The sequence below is a fragment of the Klebsiella sp. P1954 genome, from assembly GCF_018199955.1.
GTDB classification, from domain to species: domain Bacteria; phylum Pseudomonadota; class Gammaproteobacteria; order Enterobacterales; family Enterobacteriaceae; genus Klebsiella; species Klebsiella pneumoniae.
This window is the reverse complement of the sequence record NZ_CP073373.1, coordinates 986241-1009137: the sequence shown is the minus strand read 5'-3', so window position 1 is coordinate 1009137 and position 22897 is coordinate 986241. Positions and strand designations below refer to the sequence as shown.

Here is a 22897-nt window from a genome sequence, read left to right as displayed (position 1 = left end):
CGGACAAAGCGATAATCTTGCTCCCGCAGGCGAGAATGCCCTAGTATCGGCAGAAAGCCGTATCCACACGCTATGCCGACAGGAGGAGAAATGGCTGTTAAACCTGAGGTAATTCTCGGCGATATTACGACACTTGATGTCGATGTGATTGTTAATGCGGCAAATCCCTCGCTGCTGGGTGGTGGCGGAGTAGACGGGGCCATCCACCGGGCGGCCGGTCCCGCGCTGCTGGCGGCTTGCAAGCAGGTGCTGCAGCAGCAGGGCGAATGCCCTCCCGGGCATGCGGTAATTACTATTGCCGGCAATCTGCCGGCCAGCGCGGTGATCCACACCGTGGGCCCGGTCTGGCACGGCGGCGACCGCATGGAGGCGCAAACCCTGGCCGATGCTTACAAAAACAGTCTGCAGTTGGCCTCGGCAAACAACTATCGCTCCATTGCGTTTCCGGCGATAAGCACCGGCGTGTATGGCTATCCGAAAGAGGAAGCGGCGGCGATCGCCGTGCGCACCGTCACCGCGTTTCTCACTCGCTATAACCCTCTTGAGCGCGTCCTGTTCGTCTGTTTTGACGAGGAAACGGCGGCTATCTATCGCCGCCTGCTGGCGTCATACCCCTGATTCAACAGAATAGGCTATGATAACCGCCAGTCTTGACGGGAATGATGGGTAGCAGGAGGGAGCAGGGTGTCAGAAGGAAAAGTCCAGCAGAAACAGCAGGCGCGCCGCGCGGAGATCGTTGTCGCTGCGCAAAAATGTTTCGCTGAAAAGGGGCTGCACGGCGCTTCCGTCGCCGATATCGCCCGGGAAGCGGGCCTGAGCGTCGGTCAGCTATATCGCATTTTTGCCAGCAAGGAAGCGATCATCGAAGCGATTGTTAGCGAAATCGTCAACGCCAGAGTCGGGGAGATGATCGATGAGAACCACAATCTGGCGCGTAAAGCGGCGGTTTTGGCTGGCAGGATCCCGACGTCGGCAGCCACCAAAAGCGATAATTATCTGCTGATGGAGATCAATGCCGAGGCCTCGCGTAACCCACGCTTGCGTGAGATCCTGATGCAGGCCGATCGGCGGTTGAAAGAGGAGGGCGGTCGCCTGTCGCAGCGCTACCATCCCGGGCTCAGCGATGCGCGACGCAATGCCGCATCAGAGCTCATCGCCGTTCTGACGGAGGGGGCAGCTTACCGCTGTGAGCTGAGCGCCTCCACCCCGGTCGATAAGGCAGATTTAGAAGCCCTGTACAATATGATTTTCGACCGGCTTTTTGACGAGCAGGCATAATACGGCACGCCTGGCGTGCCGCACAGGCTAATGGTTAGCTGGCCGAGGCTGGGGTTTTGGCCGGTTTGTTCATCGGTTTACCGGAGAACAGGAAACGCAGCAGCGGAATGCGCAGGTGAATTTCATACAGGATCAGGGCAATACCCACCACAAAAACCAACCCGCCAATAAAGCCTAAGGTATTGGACTTAATGACCGGGGTGATCCACGCCCCGTACAGCAGCGTCAGCGGATGGTGCACCAGGTAAATAAACAGCGAAGCATTGACGAAATAGGTTACGCGCGCCGACTGGAAATTCAGCAGGCGATGGCCGAGCGAAAAAACCACATTGACCATCCACAGCCCAAGCACCATGGTGATCACCGATTCCGTTTCATACATCCAGCCGTCGCCGGAGCCGTACTGCTGGTTCAGCCGGTAGGCGATAAATCCCAGCAGCGCCGCTGCGCAGCACCATGGTGACGGGGTGGTAAACATCGCCTTCAGACGCGGATTAATAAAGGTCTGCGCCCCCAGCACAAAGAAGGGAAGATAGAACAGCGTCTGCATCACCACAAAGTTAAACAGACCATTGCTAAGCAGCGGCGGGTAAATCAGGAACAGCGATCGGCGGATCAGCGCGTAAAGCACCCCCAGCGCAAGGAAAATCATCGTTAGCTGGCCCATAGTGACAGTGTCACCAAAGGCTGAGGCGCCCCCTGCCGGGCGGCGCGTCAGCCATTTAAACAGCACCACGCCCAGCGAGGTCAGCACCACCAGCACCAGTAAAAACCACAGGTGGGAAATAAGCTCCCACGCCAGGGTGTTAAATTTGTCGTACCCGGAAAGGGTGTGCCAGTTTTCCGCCTTGCCGTTGACATACTGCAGCATAATAAACTGCGGCAGCGTCAGCAGTGGGATAGCGGTCAGCATCGGAATACCGACCCGTTCGACGCGCACTTTCCACCACTTTTTCAACGGGTAGCGCAGGAACAGCATGTAGGAGAAATAGCCGGAGATGACGAAAAAGACCTGCATCCGGAAGGCATGGATGAAGTCATTAAACAGCGTCAACCACCACGAGGGCTCAGCGCTGTTGACATGCCAGCTGTGGCTGGAATAGATCAGCGAAATGTGGAAAGGGATCCCCAGCAGCATCAGCCAGGCGCGGATGCTGTCGAAGAAATATTCACGCTGTACCGGAGTATTATTCATACGATTCACGACAATCTCAGATAATTCGTCTTATCACTCAAGATGATAACGCTTACATTATCAGCAACCCTACATGAACTCGGGGTACCTGTCTCCAGGATAAGCACGCAAAGTGCAAACGGGATAGCGAACTGTTTATTCCCTGCGCCGCTACGCTGAACAAAGCAGGGATTATGTTGTCGGATTGCCTGAGTTTCCATTAAAATAGATCGGATCGATTTAAGCACACAAAGGGGGAAGTGCTTACTTATATGAAACATAAACCACAGATGATGAAAATGCGTTGGTTAAGCGCAGCCGTAATGTTGTCCCTGTGTACTTCATCTGCATGGGCATTTAGCATTGATGACGTTGCAAAAGAGGCCAAAACGTTAGCCGGGAAAGGCTATGAAGCGCCGAAGAGTAACCTGCCCTCCGCTTTCCGCGACATGAAATACGCGGATTACCAGCAAATTCAGTTTAATCACGATAAAGCTTACTGGAATAACCAGAAAACCCCATTCAAGCTTGAATTTTACCATCAGGGTATGTACTTCGACACGCCGGTCACCATCAATGAAGTGACGGCCACCAGCGTGCGCAAAATTAAATATAGCCCGGACTATTTTAACTTTGGTAACGTTCAGCACGATAAAGACACGGTGAAAGACCTCGGTTTCGCCGGCTTCAAAGTACTGTATCCGATCAATAGCAAAGATAAGAACGATGAGATCCTCAGCATGCTCGGTGCCAGCTACTTCCGCGTGCTGGGTCAGGGTCAGGTTTACGGCCTGTCCGCGCGCGGCCTGGCTATCGATACCGCGCTGCCGTCCGGCGAAGAGTTCCCGCGTTTTCGCGAGTTCTGGATCGAGCGTCCTAAAGCCACCGACAAACGTCTGACTATCTATGCGCTGCTGGACTCCCCGCGGGCAACCGGCGCTTATCGCTTTGTCATCATGCCGGGACGCGACACCGTGGTAGATGTCCAGTCCAAAGTTTACCTGCGTGACAAAGTGGGCAAACTGGGCGTGGCGCCGCTGACCAGCATGTTCCTGTTCGGTTCCAACCAGCCTTCTCCGGCGCTTAACTATCGTCCGGCGCTACACGACTCCAATGGTCTGTCGATCCTGGCCGGTAACGGCGAGTGGATCTGGCGTCCGCTGAACAACCCGAAACACCTTGCCGTTAGCAGCTATGCGATGGAAAACCCGCAAGGGTTTGGCCTGCTGCAGCGCGGCCGTCAGTTCTCGCGCTTCGAGGATCTCGACGATCGTTATGACCTGCGTCCGAGCGCCTGGATCACCCCGAAAGGGGAGTGGGGCAAAGGGAAAATCGAACTGGTTGAAATCCCGACCAACGATGAAACCAACGATAACATCGTGACTTACTGGACGCCGGATCAGCTGCCGGAGCCGGGCAAGGAGATGAACTTCAAGTACACCATCACCTTCAGCCGCGATGAAGACAAGCTGCATGCGCCGGATAACGCTTACGTTATGCAGACCCGCCGCTCTACCGGCGACGTGAAGCAGTCGAACCTGATCCGCCAGCCGGACGGCACCATTGCTTTCATTGTCGACTTCACCGGCGCCGATATGAAAAAACTGCCAGCGGATACCCCGGTCGCCGCCCAGGCGAGTACCGGCGATAACGCTGAAATCGTTGAAAATACCGTGCGTTACAATCCGGTGACCAAAGGCTGGCGAATGATCCTGCGTTTGAAGGTGAAAGATCCGAAGAAAACGACGGAAATGCGCGCCGCGCTGGTTAACGGTGATGACACGTTGAGCGAAACCTGGAGCTATCAGCTGCCTGCCAATGAATAAGATAACAAAGTACATTGACGCATTGCCGCTGTCGGACGCCGAGAAATCGGCGCTGCCGGACACCAGCCTGCAGGCCGTTCATCAGGCCCTGGATGACGACCATCAGACCTTCGCCCGTGAAGACGACTCCCCGCTGGGGTCGGTCAAGGCACGGCTGGCGCACAGCTGGCCGGATTCGCTGTCTGGCGATCAGCTGGTGAAGGATGATGAAGGCCGTACTCAGCTGCATGCGATGCCTAAAGCCAAGCGCTCCTCAATGATCCCGGACCCGTGGCGTACCAACCCGGTCGGCCGCTTCTGGGACCGTCTGCGCGGACGCGATGTCACGCCGCGCTATCTCTCCCGTCTGACGCAAGAAGAGCGCGAGAGTGAGCAAAAATGGCGTACCGTCGGCACCATTCGTCGCTATATCCTGCTGCTGCTGACGCTGTCGCAGACCGTAGTGGCCACCTGGTATATGAAAACCATTCTGCCTTATCAGGGCTGGGCGCTGATCAACCCGGCCGACATGGTGGGGCAGAACCTGTGGATCTCGTTCATGCAGCTGCTGCCGTACGTGTTGCAGAGCGGCATTCTGATCCTCTTCGCGGTGCTGTTCTGCTGGGTTTCCGCCGGCTTCTGGACCGCGTTAATGGGCTTCCTGCAGCTATTGATCGGCCGCGATAAGTACAGTATTTCCGCCTCGACGGTCGGTGACGAACCGTTGAACCCGGCGCACCGTACGGCGCTGATAATGCCGATCTGTAACGAAGACGTTGACCGCGTTTTCGCCGGCCTGCGGGCGACCTGGGAGTCGGTGAAAGCGACCGGTAACGCCGCTCATTTCGACGTCTATATCCTCAGCGATAGCTATAACCCCGATATCTGTGTGGCTGAGCAAAAGGCGTGGATGGAGCTGATTGCCGAAGTGCAGGGCGAAGGGCAGATCTTCTACCGCCGCCGTCGTCGTCGAGTGAAGCGTAAGAGCGGCAACATCGATGACTTCTGCCGCCGCTGGGGCAGCCAGTATAGCTATATGGTGGTGCTGGACGCTGACTCGGTGATGACCGGTGAGTGTCTGAGCAGCCTGGTGCGCCTGATGGAAGCGAACCCGAATGCCGGGATCATTCAGTCTTCCCCGCGCGCCTCGGGCATGGACACGCTGTATGCGCGTTGCCAGCAGTTTGCCACCCGGGTGTACGGTCCGCTGTTTACGGCGGGTCTGCACTTCTGGCAGTTGGGGGAGTCCCACTACTGGGGCCACAACGCCATTATCCGCGTGAAGCCGTTCATTGAGCACTGCGCGCTGGCGCCGCTGCCGGGCGAGGGCAACTTTGCCGGGTCGATCCTGTCGCACGACTTCGTCGAAGCCGCGCTGATGCGCCGTGCCGGCTGGGGGGTGTGGATTGCCTACGATCTGCCGGGCTCCTATGAGGAGCTGCCGCCGAACCTGCTGGACGAGCTGAAACGCGACCGTCGCTGGTGTCAGGGCAACCTGATGAACTTCCGCCTGTTCCTTGTCAGAGGGATGCACCCGGTTCACCGGGCGGTGTTCCTTACCGGCGTGATGTCCTACCTGTCGGCGCCGCTGTGGTTTATGTTCCTTGCCCTGTCGACGGCGTTGCAGGTGGTGCATGCCCTGACCGAACCGCAGTACTTCCTGCAGCCGCGTCAGCTGTTCCCGGTGTGGCCGCAGTGGCGGCCTGAGCTGGCCATCGCGCTGTTCGCCTCGACCATGGTGCTGCTGTTCCTGCCGAAGCTGCTGAGTATTATTCTGGTGTGGTGTAAAGGGCCGAAAGAGTACGGAGGATTTATCCGCGTCACGCTTTCACTGCTGCTGGAGGTCCTGTTCTCGGTCCTGCTGGCGCCGGTCCGTATGCTGTTCCACACCGTCTTCGTGGTCAGCGCCTTCCTCGGCTGGGAGGTGGTATGGAATTCGCCGCAGCGTGATGATGACTCCACGCCGTGGGGGGAAGCCTTTATGCGCCACGGCTCGCAGCTGCTGCTGGGGCTGGTGTGGGCGGTCGGGATGGCATGGCTGGATCTGCGCTTCCTGTTCTGGCTGGCGCCGATCGTCGTCTCGCTGATCCTCTCGCCGTTCGTATCGGCAATTTCCAGCCGGGCGACAGTGGGCCTGCGCACCAAGCGCTGGAAGCTGTTCCTGATCCCGGAAGAGTATTCGCCGCCGCAGGTGCTCAAGGATACCGATGCGTACCTGACGATGAACCGTCAGCGTTCGCTGGACGATGGCTTTATGCACGCGGTGTTTAACCCGTCGTTTAACGCCCTCGCCACCGCAATGGCCACTGCGCGCCACCGTCAGGGGCATATCCTGGAGATCGCCCGCGAGCGCCATGTCGAGCAGGCGCTGAATGAAACGCCGGATAAGCTGAACCGCGATCGCCGACTGGTGCTGTTGAGCGACCCGGTAACCATGTCGCGTCTGCACTATCGCGTATGGGCCGCGCCGGAGAAATACTCTTCATGGGTGAACGCCTATCAGCAGTTGGCGCTTAACCCGCTGGCGCTGAAAACGAAATAAGCCGTACGTTAAGGAAAATACCGGCAGCGATGCCGGTATTTTTTTATCTGAAATACGAGGATGTGGATGCGAATACTACCGATCATTGCCATGGCGCTGCTGCTCAGCGGCTGCGGCAGCATTATCAGCCGTACGGTGCCCGGGCAGGGGCATGGCAATCAATATTACCCGGGCGTACAGTGGGATGTTCGCGATTCGGCATGGCGCTATCTCACCATTCTCGACCTGCCGTTCTCGCTGGTATTTGATACGCTTCTGCTGCCTCTGGACGCCAGCCACGGACCCTATAACTGATTAACGCTCGTCCCACTCGTCGGCTGCCGTCTGCCCCTCTTCGGTGTCCAGCGAGGGCTCGAGCTGAAATTCGCCTTCATCCCATTCGTGGAGCGTATTTTCCTCCAGCCACTCCTGACGCAGCTCTATCTCATCATAATCCCCGTCGAAGACGCTCTGCGCGGCTTCGCCGCTGAGCATCGGGAGGCATTCGCCTTGTTCCTCTTCGTCAGCAAAAAATTCGGCCTGCCAGGCGATATCGCCATCCTGCAGCACATACTTTTGAATGTTGAGCTGCTCAACGTTGGCGCTCTCTTCATCGCTGTCAGGGTTGTTGGCGAGAAATTCTTCACGTGCTGCATCAATAGCTTCTTCAAGCGTGGCGTAGAACATCGAATCCTTTGGCATAGCGAATCTCCTGAGAAGAATATGAATTGAACACGATTCAATCTATAGAAGGCGGTACGCACGGCGTCAAGGGACAGAGCCACTCTCGACGTTAATTTACTGAATGCGAAGTATCCGCGGCTGGCCGACGCAGGCTGAGGGTGGAGTAGATCGCATTAAACAATACCACCCCTGCGGTGACCAGAAATACAGCGCGGAAGCCATAGTTAGCGGAAACCGACGCGCCAATCAGGGGGCCGGTAACGTTGCCAATATCGCGGAACGACTGGTTATAGCTGAAGATTCGCCCGGAGATCTGACTGGTGGAGTTGTACACCAGCAGGGTTTGCACCGCCGGCAGCAGCGCGCCGTCCGCGGCGCCGAGCAGGAATCGCAGGATACCTAACTGCAGCGGGGTCTGAACGAACGACATCGGGATCAGGAGTAGCACCGAGATAATCAGCGCCACGATGAGGATTTTTTCCGGCCCGATGCGATCCCCCAGTTTGCCCAGCCGCGGGGCGCTCATCAGCGCGGCAATGCCCGGCACCGAGGCGATCATTCCGCTGATAAAGGCGATGTTACTGACGTTGCCCGCGAGATCGCGTACATAAAGCGTCAGGATCGGCGCAATGGAACCGGTGGCCACCTGGATTATCAGCGAGGTCACAAACAGGCTGAGCACCAGTTTGGGATTCTGCAGCGAGGAGAACACCTCTCTGGCACTGAGCATCTCTTTCCTGGCGATCGGCACAAAATTTTCGCGGATTAAAAACAGGGTAAACAAGAAACAGATAAATAGTACCGCCGCGGTCATAAAGAAGACGGTGCGCAATCCCCAGTGGTCGGCCAGGAAGCCACCTGCCAGCGGGCCGAGCAGGGCGCCGCTTACCGCGCCGGTAGACAGTGTCCCCAGCGCCCAGCCGCTTTTATGGCGCGGGATCTGGGTGGCGATCAGGGCGTTGGCGTTAGGAATAAAACCGCCCAGCAGGCCGAGCAATGCGCGCAGCAGCAGAAACTGCCAGATATTCTGCGCCATTCCCATCAGCATCATCACGATGGCCATCCCGAGGGCGGAACGCAGCAGCATGATTTTTCTCCCCTTGCGATCAGCAAGCCCCCCCCAGAACGGCGAGGCGATGGCGGAGAAAAGAAAGGTAATACTAAAGACCAGCCCGGACCACATGTTCAGGGCGCTATGCCCGGTGACGCCGAGCTGTTCGACGTAGAGTGGCAGAAAGGGCATGACCAGGCTGAAGGCGGCGCCGGTTAAAAAGCAGCCAAGCCAGGTCACGGTCAGGTTTCGTTTCCAGTTAATGGGGGTTTCAGCAGACGACATAGGGTTCCACTGGCCTGCGCGGCAGGTCAAATTAAGAGAAAATATGAGCCTCCTAATTATGCGCCTGAGAAATAGATGCCGCAATGGAGGAGAGCTTTTAAAGCTAAAGGAGAGCCTAAAGCCTGAGCGGCGAAGCTTCCCGGCCGGGATGAGCGCGGCCGGGAAAAGGGATCAGTAGCGGGAGGGCATGCCTTCGGGGCGGGTTTTGAAGCGACGATGGAGCCACATATACTGTTCCGGGGCCATCATGATGCACTGCTCAACGATCTTGTTCATCCACGCGGCGGTGGTTTCCGCGTCGTCCAGCGGCGGGGAACACTCTGGCGGCAGGATAATCAGTTCATAACCTTTACCGTCCGGTTTGCGACGCGGGACGAAGGGCACGATGCAGGCTTTGGACATTTTCGCCAGCATCCAGGTGCCGGAGGTGGTCGCCGCCTGGTCGACCGCAAACAGTGGGGCAAAGACGCTGGCGGTCGGGCCGTAATCGTGATCCGGTGCGTACCACACCACTTCGCCTTTTTTCAGTGCCCGGATCATGCCTTTCAGATCCTTACGGTCAATCATATCCTTGTTGGAGCGCAAGCGGCCCCAGGTCTGCAGCCAGTCGATCACCGGGTTGTCGTTGGGGCGATAGACGCCAATCCCCGGCTCGTTCATACCGAACATCCGCGCTCCCATCTCGAGAGTGAGGAAATGAATACCGATCAGCAGAATGCCGCGCTGCTGCGCCTGCACATCGCGAATATGCTCAAAGCCGATGGTGTCGGTCCAGCGGGCGATACGGCGAACCGGCCAGAACCAGGCCATACCGGTCTCCATCAGCCCCATGCCCACCGATTCAAAGTTCATCACCACCATTCGGTGGCGTTCCTGCTCGCTTTTCTCGGGGAAGCAGAGCTCAAGGTTGCGATAGGCGATTTTCGCCCGGCACTTCATAAAGCGCATGGCCAGACGGCCGATGGCGTTCCCGAGGCGGTAGATCAGCGGGTAGGGCAGTTGGACAACCAGCCACAGCAGGCCGATACCCAGCCACAGCAGCCAATAGCGCGGATGCAACAGCGCCGGAGAAAATTTAGGCAAATGAGTCATTTCATACCCGTATCAGTGAGCAACGTCTTATATTATCGCATTTTTTTACCGGCCAGCCAAAGGCGGCGACAGTCAGCTCGTTTTGTTAAGCGGGGCGCGACCGGGTGAGAGAAATGTAGCGTAAAATGTAGGGATGTAAATTAAACAGCTTTGCTATATCATGCCCGCCGTTTATTTCCTCATTTCTATGTCGAGCAGGTACACCATGCCAGTGTTACACAACCGCATTTCAAATGAGACGTTAAAGGCGCAAATGCTGGCTGAGACCGAGCCGCGCACGACGATCTCATTCTATAAATATTTCACCATTGTCGACCCGCAGGCGACCCGTGATGCGCTGTGGGTTGCCTTAACCCAGCTGAAGGTCTTTGGCCGCATCTATCTGGCCCGGGAAGGGATCAACGCGCAAATCAGCGTGCCGCAAAGCAACGTTGAGGCTCTGCGTGAGTTTCTCTATGGCTTCGATCCGGCGCTGGCGGGGCTGCGTTTCAATATCGCCGTGGAGGACGATGGTAAGTCTTTCTGGGTGCTGCGCCTGAAAGTTCGCGATCGTATCGTCGCCGACGGCATCGACGATCCCTCGTTTGACGCCTCCAATGTGGGGGAGTATCTCAAGGCGGCGGAAGTCAACGCGATGCTTGACGATCCGGATGCCGTGTTTATCGATATGCGCAACCACTATGAATATGAGGTGGGCCATTTCGAAAACGCGCTGGAGATCCCGGCGGATACCTTCCGCGACCAGCTGCCGAAAGCAGTGGAAATGATGCAGGACCATAAAGACAAGAAAATTGTCATGTATTGCACCGGCGGCATTCGCTGTGAAAAAGCCAGCGCCTGGATGAAGCATAACGGCTTCAATAAGGTCTGGCACATCGAGGGTGGCATCATCGAGTACGCCCGTCGCGCCCGCGAGCAGGGGCTGCCGGTGCGTTTCATTGGTAAAAACTTTGTCTTTGATGAGCGGATGGGCGAGCGGATCTCCAATGACGTTATCGCGCACTGTCATCAGTGCGGCGCGCCGTGCGACACCCATACTAACTGCCTGAACGATGGCTGCCATCTGCTGTTTATCCAGTGCCCGAGCTGCGCCGAGAAGTTTGCCGGCTGCTGTAGCGAAGCCTGCATGGAAGAGCATAAGCTACCGGAGGAGGAGCAGCGTAAGCTGCGCGCCGGGCGTGAAAACGGCAACAAAATCTTTAATAAATCCCGTGGCCGGCTGAATACCAAACTCGGGATCCTCGACCCGGAGCCGTCAGAAAAACCATAACCAGACGAGATCGATGATCGCCAGCAGCAGCCAGAGCGCCAGGTAGATCATAAAATGCTCGCGCACGTTGTTGACCAGCATATTAAACAGGCGACGCATAACCGCTCTCAATCACTAACGGCCTCAGCAGAGGCCGTTTCTTTACCCAACGGCAAAAGTGCCGCATTCCATTACGCGTTAAAGCGCGCCAGAGAAAAGGGGGCCAGATTGAAGCTCGATGCTTCGCCCTGAGCAAACTGACTGGCAATTTCGCCCAGCACCGGCGCAAACTTAAAGCCGTGGCCGCTCAGCCCGGTGATCAGCAGCGTGTCTGGCCTGCCTGGCAACGTATCGATAATAAAGTCCTCATCGACGGTATTGTCGTAGGTACAGGAGGCGCCGTGCAGGCAGCCGCCGATGCCAGGCAGGACGTTACGCAAAAACGGGAAGGATTCGGAACCATCGCTGGCGACAGCGCCAAACGCTACCCGTTCCTGCGGGGTGGAGATCGGCTGGCCGCCGTTATGCTTGCCAATTTTCAGTTCATTATCTTCCGCCGGGAAACCGTAATATTGATCGCCATTGGGCAACTCGCCGGTGAAGGCCGGGAAGTGATTCTTGCTGCTGTAACGGCCATCGGCCTGGTACCAGGCGAACACCTTGCGTACCGGCTGGATAGGGAGGTCCGGAAGCAGGCGGGTGACCCAGGTGCCGGCGCTGACCAGCAGCTTTTTACCATGATATTCACCGTCGAGGGTATCGATGGTGATCCCGTCAGCATGGTGATGAATAGCCGAGACCGGACAGTTGAATAGCTGCGCGCAGCCTGCTTCCCGCGCCAGACGGATCCAGGTTTCGACGGCCAGTTCGCTGCGCAGTACGCCGGAAGCGGGTTCGAAAATCGCCCGATAGTCATCGGGGAGGCGTATCTCCGGCCAGCGCTGCATCACGGCCTGGGCATCCAGCTCTTCCACCTCAAGCTGGAACGCACGGGCGCTGGCGGCGACGTTGGCGAGAAAAGCGGAGCTGGCGGGGCCGAGGTTAATGACGCCGGTGCGTTCAAACACGGCTTCGCCACTGATCTCTGCCAGTTCGTCCCATAGCTGCTGGGCACGCAGCACCAGCGGAACATATTTCTCACCTTCGCCATAGGCGTGACGGATAAGACGGCTGCTGCCGTGATGGCTGCCTTCCTGGTGGGGAGGTTGATGGGCATCGGTCATCAGAACATTGAGTCCGGCACGGCGCGCATAATAGCCAGCGGCGGCGCCGACGGAGCCGCTGCCAATAATGATAAGATCGTATTGCATGGTGAGTTCCGGGTAATTGCCTTGTTAGCAGGGTAATTAACTCCCTGTGCTTATACAAGCCCGAAAATAATTCAGGCACCCGCAGGTGCCTGTTAAGTTTAATGTTAAGTCATTCGCAAGCCGCGTTAATGTCGGCGATACTCGTTTTCCTGGTATTCGCCAGATTCAATCTTCGCAATGCCTGCTTCCAGGATTGAAATAAACTGACGTGCGACGTCCGTCGTTAGCCATAGCGTCTGGCCGATCTCAGCATCATTACTGTTTTCTTGAGTGGGGTTCTGGTAGTGCAGGCGCAACATCAGCGCATCGTAGCTATCAACGGTGCTGATGTCCCATCCAACGAGGGGATGGGTCTGAATGACTTCATTATTTTTTTCCATCATAACCCCTTATTCATATGTTAAAAGACAACAATTCTCGAGGTTTAATGCATATTTTTTGAAGCAAGTTAATTATATCAGGGATCAAGAATAAACTCGAGAAATTAAATGAAAGGCAGCATGATTTTCTTCTTTTGCCGCTTTTTTACTCAAGATAAGCGCGTAAAATGGCCACTTTAGTCGATATTGAGCAGAATAATCAGGACTATTCTGAACAGAAGAGGGGATAAAAAAAGCCGGGGCGACCCGGCAAAAAAAGCACAATGAGGGAGCAAACCAGAGTAACTGGATCCCGCCATGCTTCAGGAGATATCGTGGACAAACCAGTCGTCCGCGCTTTCCCATGTTTCCTGCAGGATTTCGCTTATCCGGTCTTTGTCTTCTTTCAGGGCGCCAAACACCGAGAGCTGATTGCCGCTGGCGTAGCGGACGCTCACCTGGCTATCGATGGCCGGGAATTGCTCGGCGATACGGCGAGAGAGTTCGTTATTCAGCGCTTCCAGCGCGCCGTTAGGTAAGGCGGTCGTTTTGGCGATAGACACTTCAATGCGCATAATTGCCCCCTGCGTTCGATACTGGTTATTTATACAGTATCCGGTTAGCGTTGACAACAGGGGGCTGCGTTTTTATTTCTTCACGGTCCAGCGAACGGTTTCACCCGCCAGGAAGGGAACCAGGGTGTCATTAGGCAGGGCAATGCTGTCCACAACGGTCGTCTCTTCACGCACCAGTTCAACGTAGCTCTCATTGACCGGCAGACCGTAGAAGCGCGGGCCGTTCAGCGAGCAGAAAGCCTCAAAGTGCTGCAGAGCGTTCATTTCTTCAAACACGGTGGCGTAGCTGCCGAGGGCGGTCGGGGCGTTAAAGCAGCCGGCGCAGCCACAGCTGGCTTCCTTACGGTGGCGGGCGTGCGGTGCGGAGTCGGTGCCGAGGAAGGCGCGGCTGAAGCCGCTGGCGACCAGCTCCCGCAGAGCCTGCTGATGAATATTGCGTTTAAGTACCGGCAGACAGTACAGGTGAGGGCGAATGCCGCCCACCAGCATATGGTTGCGGTTGAACATCAGATGCTGCGGGGTGATGGTAGCAGCCAGCAGTTCATTACCGTCACGCACGTACTCGGCGGCGTCTTTGGTGGTGATATGTTCAAAAACCACTTTCAGGCCGGGCAGGCGCTGGCGCAGGGGCTCCATCACCGTCTCAATAAAGCGCGCTTCACGATCGAAAATATCAATCTCGGCGTGAGTGACTTCGCCGTGAACGAGCAACGGCATCCCCAGTTTTTCCATCCGCTCCAGCACTGGCATAATGGCGTCGGTGCTGGTGACGCCGTGGCTGGAGTTAGTGGTGGCATTGGCCGGGTAGAGCTTGGCGGCGGTGAAAACCCCTTCGTTAAAGCCGCGTTCCAGCTCCGCTGGGTCGAGGGAGTCTGTCAGATAGCAGGTCATCAGCGGGGTAAAATCATGCCCGGCCGGCACGGCGTCCATAATGCGCTGGCGGTAAGCGATAGCCGCCGCGACGGTGGTGACAGGCGGCACCAGATTCGGCATCACGATCGCCCGGCCATAAAACTCACTGGTATAAGGCACGACGGTTTTCAGCATATCGTCATCGCGCAGATGGATATGCCAGTCGTCTGGGCGGCGGATTTTCAATACCTGGGATTGTGCTGTCATGGAAGGCTCCGGCTAATAGGTTCAGTCATCAGGGCTGTTTTTTGCCGGGCACTAAGGATAAGCGTAAACGTTTTCCTTTGCACTCATTTCCGTAAAAAATTCAGGGCGCCGTAGCGCCCTGGAGATTAATTGGTAAAGGGGATGACAATCTCGCCTGGCTTCACCTCTATACCTTTGGCGTATTTCTTCGCCAGCGCTTCGCCGGTGCTGGCGTCCTCACGCAGGACATAAGCCGGCTGCTGGCTGAAGTAGCTGCGCAGAGACTGATTCAGGTAGGGGAGCAGGGCCTGAATAACCGACTGCAGCTTCTCCGGCGCCACTTTGGCATCGACCACTTCCATTTCCTGCAGGAAGATGGCGCCTTTCTCTCGGTCAAAGGTTGGCAGCGCTTTGAGCTTCAGATCGATCGTCGCTTTCTGCGTGCCGAACAGGGAGTTAAGATCGACGTTGGCGATCCCGCTCAGGGTGACTTTGCCCGGCTCCTCGCGCCCGATAGCGCTGGTCAGGTTCTGCAGTTCGATATGGGCGTCGGCAACGCCTTTCAGACCAATATCTTTGGCGAAATGGTTTCGCTTCTGCAGGGCCTGGTTAATCTCCTGCTCGCTTACCGTGTATTGGGTCAGCTGATTACAGCCGCTCAGCAGGCCGCTGACAATTAGCGCGGCGGCGATCAATATCTTTTTCATGGGGTTCCTCAAGCTCATACCTTCCTTCATCCTGACACAAAGCATCATGACCTGTCAGCACCCATCGCGCCAGCAGAATAGGCTGAAAGCAGGAGAATCCGCCGCCGCGCGCATCAGGTGCGCGGCTCCAGCATACCGGAGGCAGAGCGTTTCGGACTGAATTGCCACCATAGCGCCAGGAAGGTGATAACCCCGATGGCGCCGAGCATCAGCCACGGCAGTTCGGGCTGGCCGACGGCTTTCCCGGCATCAAACAGCCAGCCGCCGCCCGCGTAACCCAGCGCGCCGCCGAAGGCGAGCCCCAGACGGCTGAAACCCATATAGCTGCCACGCGCCCGGGCGTCCGCCAGCGAAGCGCCCAGCGTCTCGCGGGCGGGTTCGGCAATGATAGAGCCGATGTAAAACAGGCAAATCAGGGTAAACAGCTGCTGTAAACTGCTGGTCATCCCGATGGGGAGCATGGCCAGGGTCATCACCAGCAGACCGGCCATCAGCCGGTGCTCAAGGCGGAAGCGTTTTTCGCTCCAACGGGCAATAGGATAGAGCAGGGTGAGCGAAATGGTGGCTTCGATGGCGTACATCCATTTCACGGCGGCCGGCGAGCCGGCGATGTCATTCACCATGATCGGCAGCATCAGCATCACCTGCACCGCCAGCATATAATAGCCGGTCAGCGTCAGGACATAGGTGACGAAGCGTTTGTCCCGCAGCACCCGGCCCAGACCCTCGCGAATCGGCGTTTTCACCGTCGAGAGCTTCCATGCCGGCAGATACCAGGCGTTAAACGCGGCGCAGGCGATAAACAGCGCGGCGCCGGCGCTGCACACCAGGCGAAAATCATACTGCAGCAGCCAGCTGCCCAGCAGCGCGCCAATCACCGCGCCGGCGCTATCCTGCATCATCAGGATGGAGAAAAAGCGGCCGCGCTGATGCGGACGCACCAGCTTAACCACCAGCGCCGCCCGCGGCGGATCGAACAGTGTACCGCCGAGTCCGGAGAGTATGCACGAGAACCACAGCACCCACGGCTCATGGGCGACGGCCATCGCCGCGAAACCGCCGGCACGCATCAGCATACCGGTGACGATCATCGGTTTCGCGCCGAAGCGGTCGGCGATGGCGCCGCCAAAGATGCCTAATCCCTGCTGTACCAGCTGGCGCAGGCCGAGCGCAATGCCGACCATCAGCGCTGCCCAGCCCATCTGATCGACAAAGCGGATGGAAATCAGCGGAAAAACGACAAAAAAGCCCAGCACGACCAGCATGTTATCGACTAACAGGAAATATTTACCCAGGCTCCTTGCCTGCGAGACGCGGGACATTTCCCCTCCAGGGAAAAATAGAGATAAGCGAGGATATTCTGCGGGCAATCTGCTGCTTTTCCCAGCACCCTTGCGACAATATTTTTTTATCAAAAAGCAAGATCGATTGAGCCTATTCATCGAAAAGAGGAGATGGCGCAGAAAATGGTATGTTGCTGTTTTCACACTATCGTGCAGGAAAGGTATAGTGATGAAAGCAAGAGTGAAGTCAGGGGGACTGAAAAAGGAAATGTTTGGCTATCGCAGTAACGTGCCGAAGGTGCGTTTGACGACGGACCGGCTGGTGGTGCGCCTGGTTCACGATCGTGACGCCTGGCGTCTGGCCGATTATTACGCCGAAAATAAAGCGTTCTTAAAACCCTGGGAGCCGGTTCGTGACGACAGCCACTGCTATCCCTCCGGATGGCAGGCGCGTCTGTCGATGATCGCTGAGTTTCATAAGCAGGGGTCAGCTTTTTATTTCGCGCTGCTCGACCCTGAGGAAAAAGAGATCATCGGTGTGGCGAATTTCTCCAACGTGGTGCGCGGATCTTTCCATGCCTGTTATCTTGGCTATTCCATTGGCGAGAAGTGGCAGGGGCAGGGGCTGATGTTTGAAGCGCTGACGTCGGCGATTCGCTATATGCAGCGCACGCAGCATATTCATCGCATTATGGCCAACTACATGCCGCATAATCAGCGCAGCGGCGCGCTGCTGGCGCGGTTGGGGTTTGAAAAAGAGGGTTACGCCAAAGATTATCTGCTGATTGACGGGCAGTGGCGTGACCATGTACTGACGGCGCTAACGACGCCGGACTGGTCTGCGGGACGTTAAGGAGAGAGGATGAAATATCAGTTAACTGCGCATGAAGCGCGCGTCATTGGCTGCCTGCTGGAAAAGCAGGTCACCACCCCCGAGCAGTATCCGCTGTCGGTAAATGCTGTGGTGACCGCCTGCAATCAGAAAACCAACCGCGAGCCAGTGATGTCGCTGAGCGAAAGCGAGGTCCAGGCCCTGCTGGATACGCTGGTGAAACGGCACTATCTGCGCACGGTCAGCGGATTCGGTAATCGCGTCACCAAGTATGAACAGCGCTTTTGCAACTCTGAATTTGGCGATCTGAAGCTTAGCGCCGGCGAGGTCGCGGTGGTCACGACGCTGCTGCTGCGCGGTGCTCAGACGCCGGGCGAACTACGCAGCCGGGCGCAGCGGATGTATGAGTTCAGCGATATGGCGGAAGTGGAAAGCGTGCTGGAAGGGCTGACGACGCGCGAAGATGGCCCCTTCGTCGCCCGGCTGCCCCGGGAGCCGGGAAAACGGGAAAGCCGCTATATGCATCTGTTTTGCGACGATATGGACACGCTGATCACCACAGTGGAAGCTCTCGCGCCGCTGGACGATGACGGCGATCTGCGCGCCAGGGTTGAAGCGCTGGAGGGCGAGGTGGGCGCGCCTCGATTCGCTGTTACACCATCTGGGAGACTAAAACGTGGGGACAAGATTGCGCATTGGGGTGGTCGGCTTAGGCAGCATTGCGCAGAAAGCGTGGCTGCCGGTGCTGGGGGCGGCGGAAAGCTGGACGCTGCAGGCGGCCTGGTCGCCGGGTAAAGAGAAGGCGCTGCGGATCTGCGAAACCTGGCGGATGCCATACGCTGATTCCCTCGATGCCCTGGCGGCACAGTGCGATGCGGTCTTTGTCCATACCTCGACGGCTTCACATTATGAAGTAGTGAATCACTTACTGAATGCCGGGGTTCATGTTTGTGTGGATAAACCATTGGCGGACAAGCTGAGTGAGGCGGAGACGCTGGTCGAGCTGGCGGCGCGACGTCGACTGACGTTGATGGTCGGTTTTAATCGCCGCTTCGCGCCGTTCTATCGGGAGCTGAAGGGGCGGCTGGGCGAGGCGGCCTCGCTGCGGATGGATAAGCATCGTAGCGATAGCGTCGGCAACGATCTGCGCTTTACGCTGCTTGATGACTATCTGCATGTGGTGGATACCGCGCTATGGCTGGCCGACGGTCAGGCGCGTCTGCGCGGCGGCGCGCTGAAGATCACCCCGCAGGGCGAAATGCTCTATGCCGAACATCAGTTCAGTTCGCCCCGGCTGCAGGTCACCACCAGCATGCATCGTCGCGCAGGCAGCCAGCGCGAGTGGGTGCAGGCGGTCACGGATGGCGGGCTATATGCCGTCAGCGAGATGCGCGAATGGCAGGAGGAGTGCGGTCATGGCGTGGTCCAGCGCCCGGTTGCCGGCTGGCAAACCACCCTTGAGCAGCGCGGCTTTGTCGGCTGCGCGCGCCATTTTATCGAATGCGTGCAAAATCAGACAGTTCCTGAAACTGCAGGCGAACAGGCGCTGCTGGCTCAGCGGATCGTTGAGAAACTGTGGCGCGACGCCATTAGCGAATAATCCATTGTAACAACTGACAGTAGTAATTCATGTTGAACCCGGTAGACTATCGCCACTTTCCAGCGCCCGCATTTGCGGGCGTTTTACTCCAGGGTTTGGAATAACAGCGTAATGAACCTTTTAAAATCACTGGCGGCAGTCAGTTCGATGACCATGTTTTCGCGCGTGCTGGGCTTTGCCCGCGATGCGATTGTGGCGCGTATTTTTGGCGCCGGGATGGCGACCGATGCCTTTTTTGTCGCCTTCAAACTGCCTAACCTGCTGCGGCGTATTTTTGCCGAAGGCGCCTTCTCACAGGCGTTTGTGCCGATCCTTGCCGAATATAAAAGCAAGCAGGGCGAAGATGCCACCCGCGTGTTTGTCTCATACGTCTCCGGGCTGCTGACCCTGGCCCTGGCTATCGTTACCGTTATCGGGATGCTGGCGGCGCCGTGGGTAATCACCATTACTGCGCCCGGCTTTGCCGATACCGCCGATAAGTTTGCGCTAACCACCCAGCTGCTGCGTATTACCTTTCCCTATATTTTGCTGATCTCCCTGGCTTCGCTGGTGGGGGCGATCCTCAATACCTGGAACCGCTTCTCGGTGCCGGCCTTTGCGCCGACGTTCCTCAACGTCAGTATGATTGGTTTTGCGCTGTTTGCCGCGCCGTACTTCCATCCGCCGGTGCTGGCGCTGGCCTGGGCGGTGACGGTCGGCGGCGTGCTGCAGCTGGCTTACCAGCTGCCGCATCTGAAGAAGATTGGCATGCTGGTCCTGCCGCGAATTAATCTGAAAGATGCCGGCGCGATGCGGGTGGTGAAGCAGATGGGGCCGGCGATCCTTGGCGTGTCGGTAAGCCAGATCTCCCTTATCATCAATACCATTTTCGCCTCATTCCTCGTGTCGGGCTCGGTGTCGTGGATGTATTATGCCGACCGCCTGATGGAGTTTCCCTCCGGCGTGCTGGGCGTGGCGCTCGGCACTATCCTGCTGCCATCGCTGTCAAAAAGCTTCGCCAGCGGTAACCATGACGAGTATTGCCGGCTGATGGACTGGGGACTGCGTCTCTGTTTTCTGCTGGCGCTGCCGAGCGCGGTGGCGCTGGGGATCCTCGCCAAACCGCTAACCGTGGCTCTGTTCCAGTACGGCAAATTCAGCGCCTTTGACGCGGCGATGACCCAGCGCGCGCTGGTGGCTTATTCCGTAGGGCTGATGGGCCTTATCGTGGTGAAAGTGCTGGCGCCGGGCTTCTATTCCCGTCAGGACATCAAGACCCCGGTCAAGATTGCTATTATCACCCTGATTATGACCCAGGTAATGAACCTGGCGTTTATCGGCCCGCTGAAGCATGCGGGTCTGTCGCTGTCCATCGGCCTGGCGGCCTGCCTGAACGCCGCGCTGCTCTACTGGCAACTGCGTAAACAGAAAATTTTCACCCCGCAGCCGGGCTGGTTGGCCTTCCTGCTGCGTCTGATTATTGCAGTGCTGGTTATGGCCGCGGCGCTGCTGGGCGTCATGCATCTCATGCCTGAGTGGTCGCTTGGGACGATGCCGTTCCGTCTGATGCGTTTGCTGGCGGTGGTTATCGCCGGGGTGGTAGCCTATTTCGCCACGCTGCTGGTGCTGGGCTTCCGCGTGAAAGAGTTTGTCCGTCGCACGGCGTAAGCGGTTGTGTGGGTAGAAAAACCCCGCTTCGCCGCAGGCGAAGCGGGGTTTTTTTATGATGCGCTGCGTTCGGCAGCGAGGATGCGGGCATTCTCCAGCAGGCGGATCGCCAGGGCTAGCGCGCCAGTGATCACTGCCAGCGTGACCACTCCGTTCCAGCCGGCCAGCACGTACAGCTTACTGCCCAGCACCGACCCCAGCGACATCCCGATAAACACCACGGTGAACAGCAGGGCGTTGAGGCGGCCGCGGGCCTGTGGCTCAAGGCCATATACCAGGTTCTGATGCGCCACCAGGCTTGACTGCAGGCCAAGGTCAAAGCCAATCGCCGACAGGGCAATCAGCGCCAACTGAGCGTGCACTGGCAGCAGCGGCAGCATAAACATCAGGGCAAAGGAGAGGGTGACCAGCGCCGCACCCATCTGTGTCACCTTACCGGCGCCAAATTTATCGGCCAGACCGCCGGCAAGCGGCGCGGCCAGCGCCCCGGCGGCCCCGGCGATACCGAAACCGCCCGCTACTGCGCTGCCCATGTGATAGTGTTCGGAGAGCATCACCGCCAGCGTCGACCAGAAGGCGCTAAAGGCGATGGAGAGCGCGCCCTGAGCTAGCGCGGCGCGGCGTAATGCCGGGTAACGCTGCCACAGATGCGCCATCGAGGCCATCAGCTGCGGATAGCTCAGCGTCGAGTGCACAGCGAAGCGCGGCAGGACGCGCCACATTACCAGGCCAATCAGCGCGACGCTGACCGCCGCCGCCTGATACATCACCCGCCAGCCGAATACGGCGCCCACCACGCCGCTGACCGTCCGGGAGAGCAGGATCCCCAGCAGCAGCCCGGTCATCACCGTGCCCACCATTTTTCCCTGCTTGCCCGCCGGGGCGAGGATCGCCGCCGCCGGGACGATATCCTGCGCCATGGTCGCCGCCATACCGATCAGCAGACTGACCACCAGCAGTGAGCTGAGCTGGCCGGTGAGGCTGCACAGGAGCAGCAGGAGCGCCAGCAGCGCGCTTTTCACCAGGATCAGCCGGCGGCGATCGTGGCGGTCGCCGAGCGGGAGCAGGAACAGAATGCCGAGCGCATAACCCGCCTGCGTCAGGGTAGGGACCAGACCCATACCTTCTACAGTCAGGTGGAGATTGGCGCCCATCAACGGCAGCAGCGGCTGCGCGTAGTAAATAGAGGCGACGCTAAAGCCGGCGCCGAGTGCGAGAATGAAGATAATCCAGCCTGCGTCGCGGGTGGAAAGGGAAGTCGGTGTCATGTTCAATGCCTCATAGATGCGATGGGGCTATTTTTCCCTGAACGCGGCTGGCGCGGTAGCCGGGCTGGTGGTAAAACGGTTATACGTAGCACGTATAGGCAAAAGGAAAATGAAAAGACAAGAGCGTATAGACCGCATTGAGCTGATGCGCACCTATATCCGCATCGTAGAGGCCGGATCGCTCTCCGCCGCCGCAGGGCAGATGGACACTACCCAGGCGACCGTCAGCCGCCGCCTGCAGTCCCTTGAAGGGCTGCTGGGGGTTAAGCTGATCCTGCGCACCACCCATGCGATGAAGCTCACTGACGATGGCGAACGCTGTTATCGTCACGCCCGTCAGGTGGTGGACGCCTGGCTGGCGCTGGAGGATGACCTGCGTATTGCCGACGATCGGCCGGTGGGCGTTCTGCGAGTGCGGGCGCCCCACGCGTTTGGCCAGCAGCAGCTGCTGGCGCCGCTGGTGGCATTTCTACAGCGCCATCCGCAGCTGTCGGTGGAGTGGATGCTAAACGATAATACCGTCGACTTCCTCAGCGATAATATCGACTGCGCTATTCGCGTGGGGGCGGAGGTGGATCCAGCAACGGTATCCGTACTGCTGGCGGAAGTGCCGCGCTGCGTAGTGGCTTCTCCTGAGCTGCTGGCGAAGTATCCGCCGTTAACCTCGCTGGAGGCGTTATCGGGCCTGCCATGGATCTCCATTAATACCTTTTATCAGCATGAGGTACGGCTCAGGCATCAGGCAAGCGGGCAGATTGTCTCTACAGCGATTACTCCCTGTCTGAGCACTGACAGTCTTTACGTCGCGCGCAACACCGCGCTGGCGGGGCTGGGGGTGGCGATGGTGTCCAGCTGGACAGTCGTGGAGGATATTGCCGCCGGACGGCTGATTGAGCTGTTCCCGCAGTGGCGACCCGCCTCGCTGCCGGTTCATCTGGTTTATCCCTGGGCGCGCTATTACCCGACACGCCTGCGTAAGTTCCTCGACCTGATGCGGGAGATCATGCCGGATCTCGCCGGGATGCAGCGTCCGCAAAGCGCATAAAAAAACCGGCCAAAGGCCGGTTTTTTTATTAAGC

22 protein-coding genes and 1 pseudogene are annotated in these 22897 nt (G+C 57.9%); 11 read left to right on the top strand and 12 right to left on the bottom strand.

Annotated features, from left to right (window positions below):
• Positions 1 to 90: 90 nt before the first annotated feature.
• Positions 91 to 618, top strand: a complete 528-nt coding sequence (ymdB, locus tag KB890_RS05075) for an O-acetyl-ADP-ribose deacetylase (RefSeq protein WP_004176593.1) — start codon at positions 91 to 93, stop codon at positions 616 to 618.
• 66 nt (positions 619 to 684) lie between these two features.
• A complete protein-coding gene (locus tag KB890_RS05070) occupies positions 685 to 1278 on the top strand; it encodes a TetR/AcrR family transcriptional regulator (RefSeq protein WP_004179313.1) in 594 nt (197 codons plus the stop codon).
• Between the two features lie 34 nt (positions 1279 to 1312).
• Here KB890_RS05070 and mdoC read toward each other — a convergent pair whose 3' ends face one another.
• A complete protein-coding gene (gene mdoC, locus KB890_RS05065; RefSeq protein ID WP_002898962.1) occupies positions 1313 to 2473 on the bottom strand; it encodes a glucans biosynthesis protein MdoC in 1161 nt (386 codons plus the stop codon).
• A 251-nt stretch (positions 2474 to 2724) separates the two neighbouring features.
• Here mdoC and mdoG point away from each other — a divergent pair, with 251 nt between their 5' ends.
• The 3 genes from mdoG (at position 2725) to KB890_RS05050 (ending at position 7093) form a co-directional block, all read left to right on the top strand.
• Positions 2725 to 4278 carry a glucans biosynthesis protein MdoG gene (gene mdoG / locus KB890_RS05060; RefSeq protein WP_004179316.1) on the top strand — a complete coding sequence of 518 codons (1554 nt, stop codon included), beginning with the start codon at positions 2725 to 2727 and terminating at the stop codon, positions 4276 to 4278.
• Positions 4271 to 6799, top strand: coding sequence for a glucans biosynthesis glucosyltransferase MdoH (gene mdoH, locus KB890_RS05055; protein WP_002898967.1), 2529 nt, complete (start codon positions 4271 to 4273; stop codon positions 6797 to 6799). Before mdoG ends, mdoH begins: the two co-directional genes overlap by 8 nt.
• A gap of 66 nt (positions 6800 to 6865) precedes the next feature.
• Positions 6866 to 7093, top strand: coding sequence for a YceK/YidQ family lipoprotein (locus tag KB890_RS05050; RefSeq protein ID WP_002898978.1), 228 nt, complete (start codon positions 6866 to 6868; stop codon positions 7091 to 7093).
• On the opposite strand, the gene KB890_RS05045 is transcribed toward KB890_RS05050, so the two are convergent.
• The 3 genes from KB890_RS05045 to KB890_RS05035 all read right to left on the bottom strand — a co-directional run bounded on the left by KB890_RS05045 (position 7094) and on the right by KB890_RS05035 (position 9890).
• The gene (locus tag KB890_RS05045) at positions 7094 to 7480 is read right to left on the bottom strand and encodes a MysB family protein (protein WP_002898981.1); all 387 of its coding nucleotides are present in this window, start codon (positions 7478 to 7480) and stop codon (positions 7094 to 7096) included.
• Between the two features lie 91 nt (positions 7481 to 7571).
• On the bottom strand, positions 7572 to 8798 hold the full coding sequence (gene mdtG, locus KB890_RS05040) for a multidrug efflux MFS transporter MdtG (protein WP_002898984.1): 1227 nt from the start codon (positions 8796 to 8798) through the stop codon (positions 7572 to 7574).
• Positions 8799 to 8969: 171 nt separating this feature from the next.
• Entirely contained in the window at positions 8970 to 9890 is a 921-nt protein-coding gene (locus KB890_RS05035; protein ID WP_094965503.1) for a Kdo(2)-lipid IV(A) acyltransferase, read from the bottom strand.
• Between the two features lie 205 nt (positions 9891 to 10095).
• Here KB890_RS05035 and KB890_RS05030 point away from each other — a divergent pair, with 205 nt between their 5' ends.
• Positions 10096 to 11160, top strand: a complete 1065-nt coding sequence (locus tag KB890_RS05030) for an oxygen-dependent tRNA uridine(34) hydroxylase TrhO (RefSeq protein WP_002898987.1) — start codon at positions 10096 to 10098, stop codon at positions 11158 to 11160.
• On the opposite strand, the gene KB890_RS05025 is transcribed toward KB890_RS05030, so the two are convergent.
• The 7 genes from KB890_RS05025 to mdtH form a co-directional block, all read right to left on the bottom strand.
• Positions 11146 to 11259, bottom strand: coding sequence for a DUF2770 family protein (locus tag KB890_RS05025; RefSeq protein ID WP_002898988.1), 114 nt, complete (start codon positions 11257 to 11259; stop codon positions 11146 to 11148). The two genes, KB890_RS05030 and KB890_RS05025, sit on opposite strands and share 15 nt — an antisense overlap.
• A 71-nt stretch (positions 11260 to 11330) precedes the next feature.
• Positions 11331 to 12449, bottom strand: a complete 1119-nt coding sequence (solA, locus tag KB890_RS05020) for an N-methyl-L-tryptophan oxidase (RefSeq protein WP_002898990.1) — start codon at positions 12447 to 12449, stop codon at positions 11331 to 11333.
• A gap of 125 nt (positions 12450 to 12574) precedes the next feature.
• Entirely contained in the window at positions 12575 to 12829 is a 255-nt protein-coding gene (gene bssS, locus KB890_RS05015) for a biofilm formation regulator BssS (RefSeq protein WP_002898992.1), read from the bottom strand.
• A 302-nt stretch (positions 12830 to 13131) separates the two neighbouring features.
• On the bottom strand, positions 13132 to 13383 hold the full coding sequence (dinI, locus tag KB890_RS05010) for a DNA damage-inducible protein I (RefSeq protein ID WP_004179321.1): 252 nt from the start codon (positions 13381 to 13383) through the stop codon (positions 13132 to 13134).
• 72 nt (positions 13384 to 13455) lie between these two features.
• On the bottom strand, positions 13456 to 14502 hold the full coding sequence (gene pyrC / locus KB890_RS05005) for a dihydroorotase (RefSeq protein ID WP_004176586.1): 1047 nt from the start codon (positions 14500 to 14502) through the stop codon (positions 13456 to 13458).
• Positions 14503 to 14627: 125 nt separating this feature from the next.
• Complete coding sequence (locus KB890_RS05000) at positions 14628 to 15188, bottom strand: lipoprotein (protein WP_004150824.1); 561 nt, start codon at positions 15186 to 15188, stop codon at positions 14628 to 14630.
• 113 nt (positions 15189 to 15301) lie between these two features.
• The gene (gene mdtH / locus KB890_RS04995; RefSeq protein WP_002899096.1) at positions 15302 to 16510 is read right to left on the bottom strand and encodes a multidrug efflux MFS transporter MdtH; all 1209 of its coding nucleotides are present in this window, start codon (positions 16508 to 16510) and stop codon (positions 15302 to 15304) included.
• 229 nt (positions 16511 to 16739) lie between these two features.
• On the opposite strand from mdtH, the gene rimJ reads away from it, so the two are divergent.
• From rimJ to murJ, 4 genes and pseudogenes are all read left to right on the top strand, one after another.
• Positions 16740 to 17324: a ribosomal protein S5-alanine N-acetyltransferase gene (rimJ, locus tag KB890_RS04990; protein WP_002899099.1), complete on the top strand. Its 585-nt coding sequence runs from the start codon at positions 16740 to 16742 to the stop codon at positions 17322 to 17324.
• Positions 17325 to 17333: 9 nt separating this feature from the next.
• Positions 17334 to 17976, top strand: a pseudogene (locus KB890_RS04985) (YceH family protein).
• Between the two features lie 15 nt (positions 17977 to 17991).
• Positions 17992 to 18903 carry a Gfo/Idh/MocA family protein gene (locus tag KB890_RS04980; protein WP_022631257.1) on the top strand — a complete coding sequence of 304 codons (912 nt, stop codon included), beginning with the start codon at positions 17992 to 17994 and terminating at the stop codon, positions 18901 to 18903.
• A gap of 111 nt (positions 18904 to 19014) precedes the next feature.
• Positions 19015 to 20550, top strand: a complete 1536-nt coding sequence (gene murJ, locus KB890_RS04975) for a murein biosynthesis integral membrane protein MurJ (protein WP_002899104.1) — start codon at positions 19015 to 19017, stop codon at positions 20548 to 20550.
• A 53-nt stretch (positions 20551 to 20603) separates the two neighbouring features.
• On the opposite strand, the gene KB890_RS04970 is transcribed toward murJ, so the two are convergent.
• Positions 20604 to 21818 (bottom strand): MFS transporter, encoded by a 1215-nt coding sequence (locus tag KB890_RS04970; RefSeq protein ID WP_004176581.1) that lies wholly within the window; start codon positions 21816 to 21818, stop codon positions 20604 to 20606.
• Between the two features lie 16 nt (positions 21819 to 21834).
• On the opposite strand from KB890_RS04970, the gene KB890_RS04965 reads away from it, so the two are divergent.
• Entirely contained in the window at positions 21835 to 22863 is a 1029-nt protein-coding gene (locus KB890_RS04965; protein WP_020324999.1) for a LysR family transcriptional regulator, read from the top strand.
• Positions 22864 to 22897: the final 34 nt, after the last annotated feature.

Bases quoted from the DNA above. Each gene is read 5' to 3' on its own strand.
- solA (WP_002898990.1), bottom strand. From the start codon at position 12,449: ATGCAATACGATCTTATCATTATTGGCAGCGGCTCCGTCGGCGCCGCC.
- mdtG (WP_002898984.1), bottom strand. From the start codon at position 8,798: ATGTCGTCTGCTGAAACCCCCATTAACTGGAAACGAAACCTGACCGTG.
- KB890_RS04970 (WP_004176581.1), bottom strand. From the start codon at position 21,818: ATGACACCGACTTCCCTTTCCACCCGCGACGCAGGCTGGATTATCTTC.
- KB890_RS05025 (WP_002898988.1), bottom strand. From the start codon at position 11,259: ATGCGTCGCCTGTTTAATATGCTGGTCAACAACGTGCGCGAGCATTTT.
- rimJ (WP_002899099.1), top strand. From the start codon at position 16,740: ATGTTTGGCTATCGCAGTAACGTGCCGAAGGTGCGTTTGACGACGGAC.
- KB890_RS05045 (WP_002898981.1), bottom strand. From the start codon at position 7,480: ATGCCAAAGGATTCGATGTTCTACGCCACGCTTGAAGAAGCTATTGAT.
- KB890_RS05050 (WP_002898978.1), top strand. From the start codon at position 6,866: ATGCGAATACTACCGATCATTGCCATGGCGCTGCTGCTCAGCGGCTGC.
- KB890_RS05030 (WP_002898987.1), top strand. From the start codon at position 10,096: ATGCCAGTGTTACACAACCGCATTTCAAATGAGACGTTAAAGGCGCAA.
- KB890_RS05035 (WP_094965503.1), bottom strand. From the start codon at position 9,890: ATGACTCATTTGCCTAAATTTTCTCCGGCGCTGTTGCATCCGCGCTAT.
- mdoC (WP_002898962.1), bottom strand. From the start codon at position 2,473: ATGAATAATACTCCGGTACAGCGTGAATATTTCTTCGACAGCATCCGC.
- KB890_RS04965 (WP_020324999.1), top strand. From the start codon at position 21,835: ATGCGATGGGGCTATTTTTCCCTGAACGCGGCTGGCGCGGTAGCCGGG.
- ymdB (WP_004176593.1), top strand. From the start codon at position 91: ATGGCTGTTAAACCTGAGGTAATTCTCGGCGATATTACGACACTTGAT.
- murJ (WP_002899104.1), top strand. From the start codon at position 19,015: ATGAACCTTTTAAAATCACTGGCGGCAGTCAGTTCGATGACCATGTTT.
- dinI (WP_004179321.1), bottom strand. From the start codon at position 13,383: ATGCGCATTGAAGTGTCTATCGCCAAAACGACCGCCTTACCTAACGGC.
- bssS (WP_002898992.1), bottom strand. From the start codon at position 12,829: ATGGAAAAAAATAATGAAGTCATTCAGACCCATCCCCTCGTTGGATGG.
- mdtH (WP_002899096.1), bottom strand. From the start codon at position 16,510: ATGTCCCGCGTCTCGCAGGCAAGGAGCCTGGGTAAATATTTCCTGTTA.
- mdoH (WP_002898967.1), top strand. From the start codon at position 4,271: ATGAATAAGATAACAAAGTACATTGACGCATTGCCGCTGTCGGACGCC.
- pyrC (WP_004176586.1), bottom strand. From the start codon at position 14,502: ATGACAGCACAATCCCAGGTATTGAAAATCCGCCGCCCAGACGACTGG.
- mdoG (WP_004179316.1), top strand. From the start codon at position 2,725: ATGAAACATAAACCACAGATGATGAAAATGCGTTGGTTAAGCGCAGCC.
- KB890_RS05000 (WP_004150824.1), bottom strand. From the start codon at position 15,188: ATGAAAAAGATATTGATCGCCGCCGCGCTAATTGTCAGCGGCCTGCTG.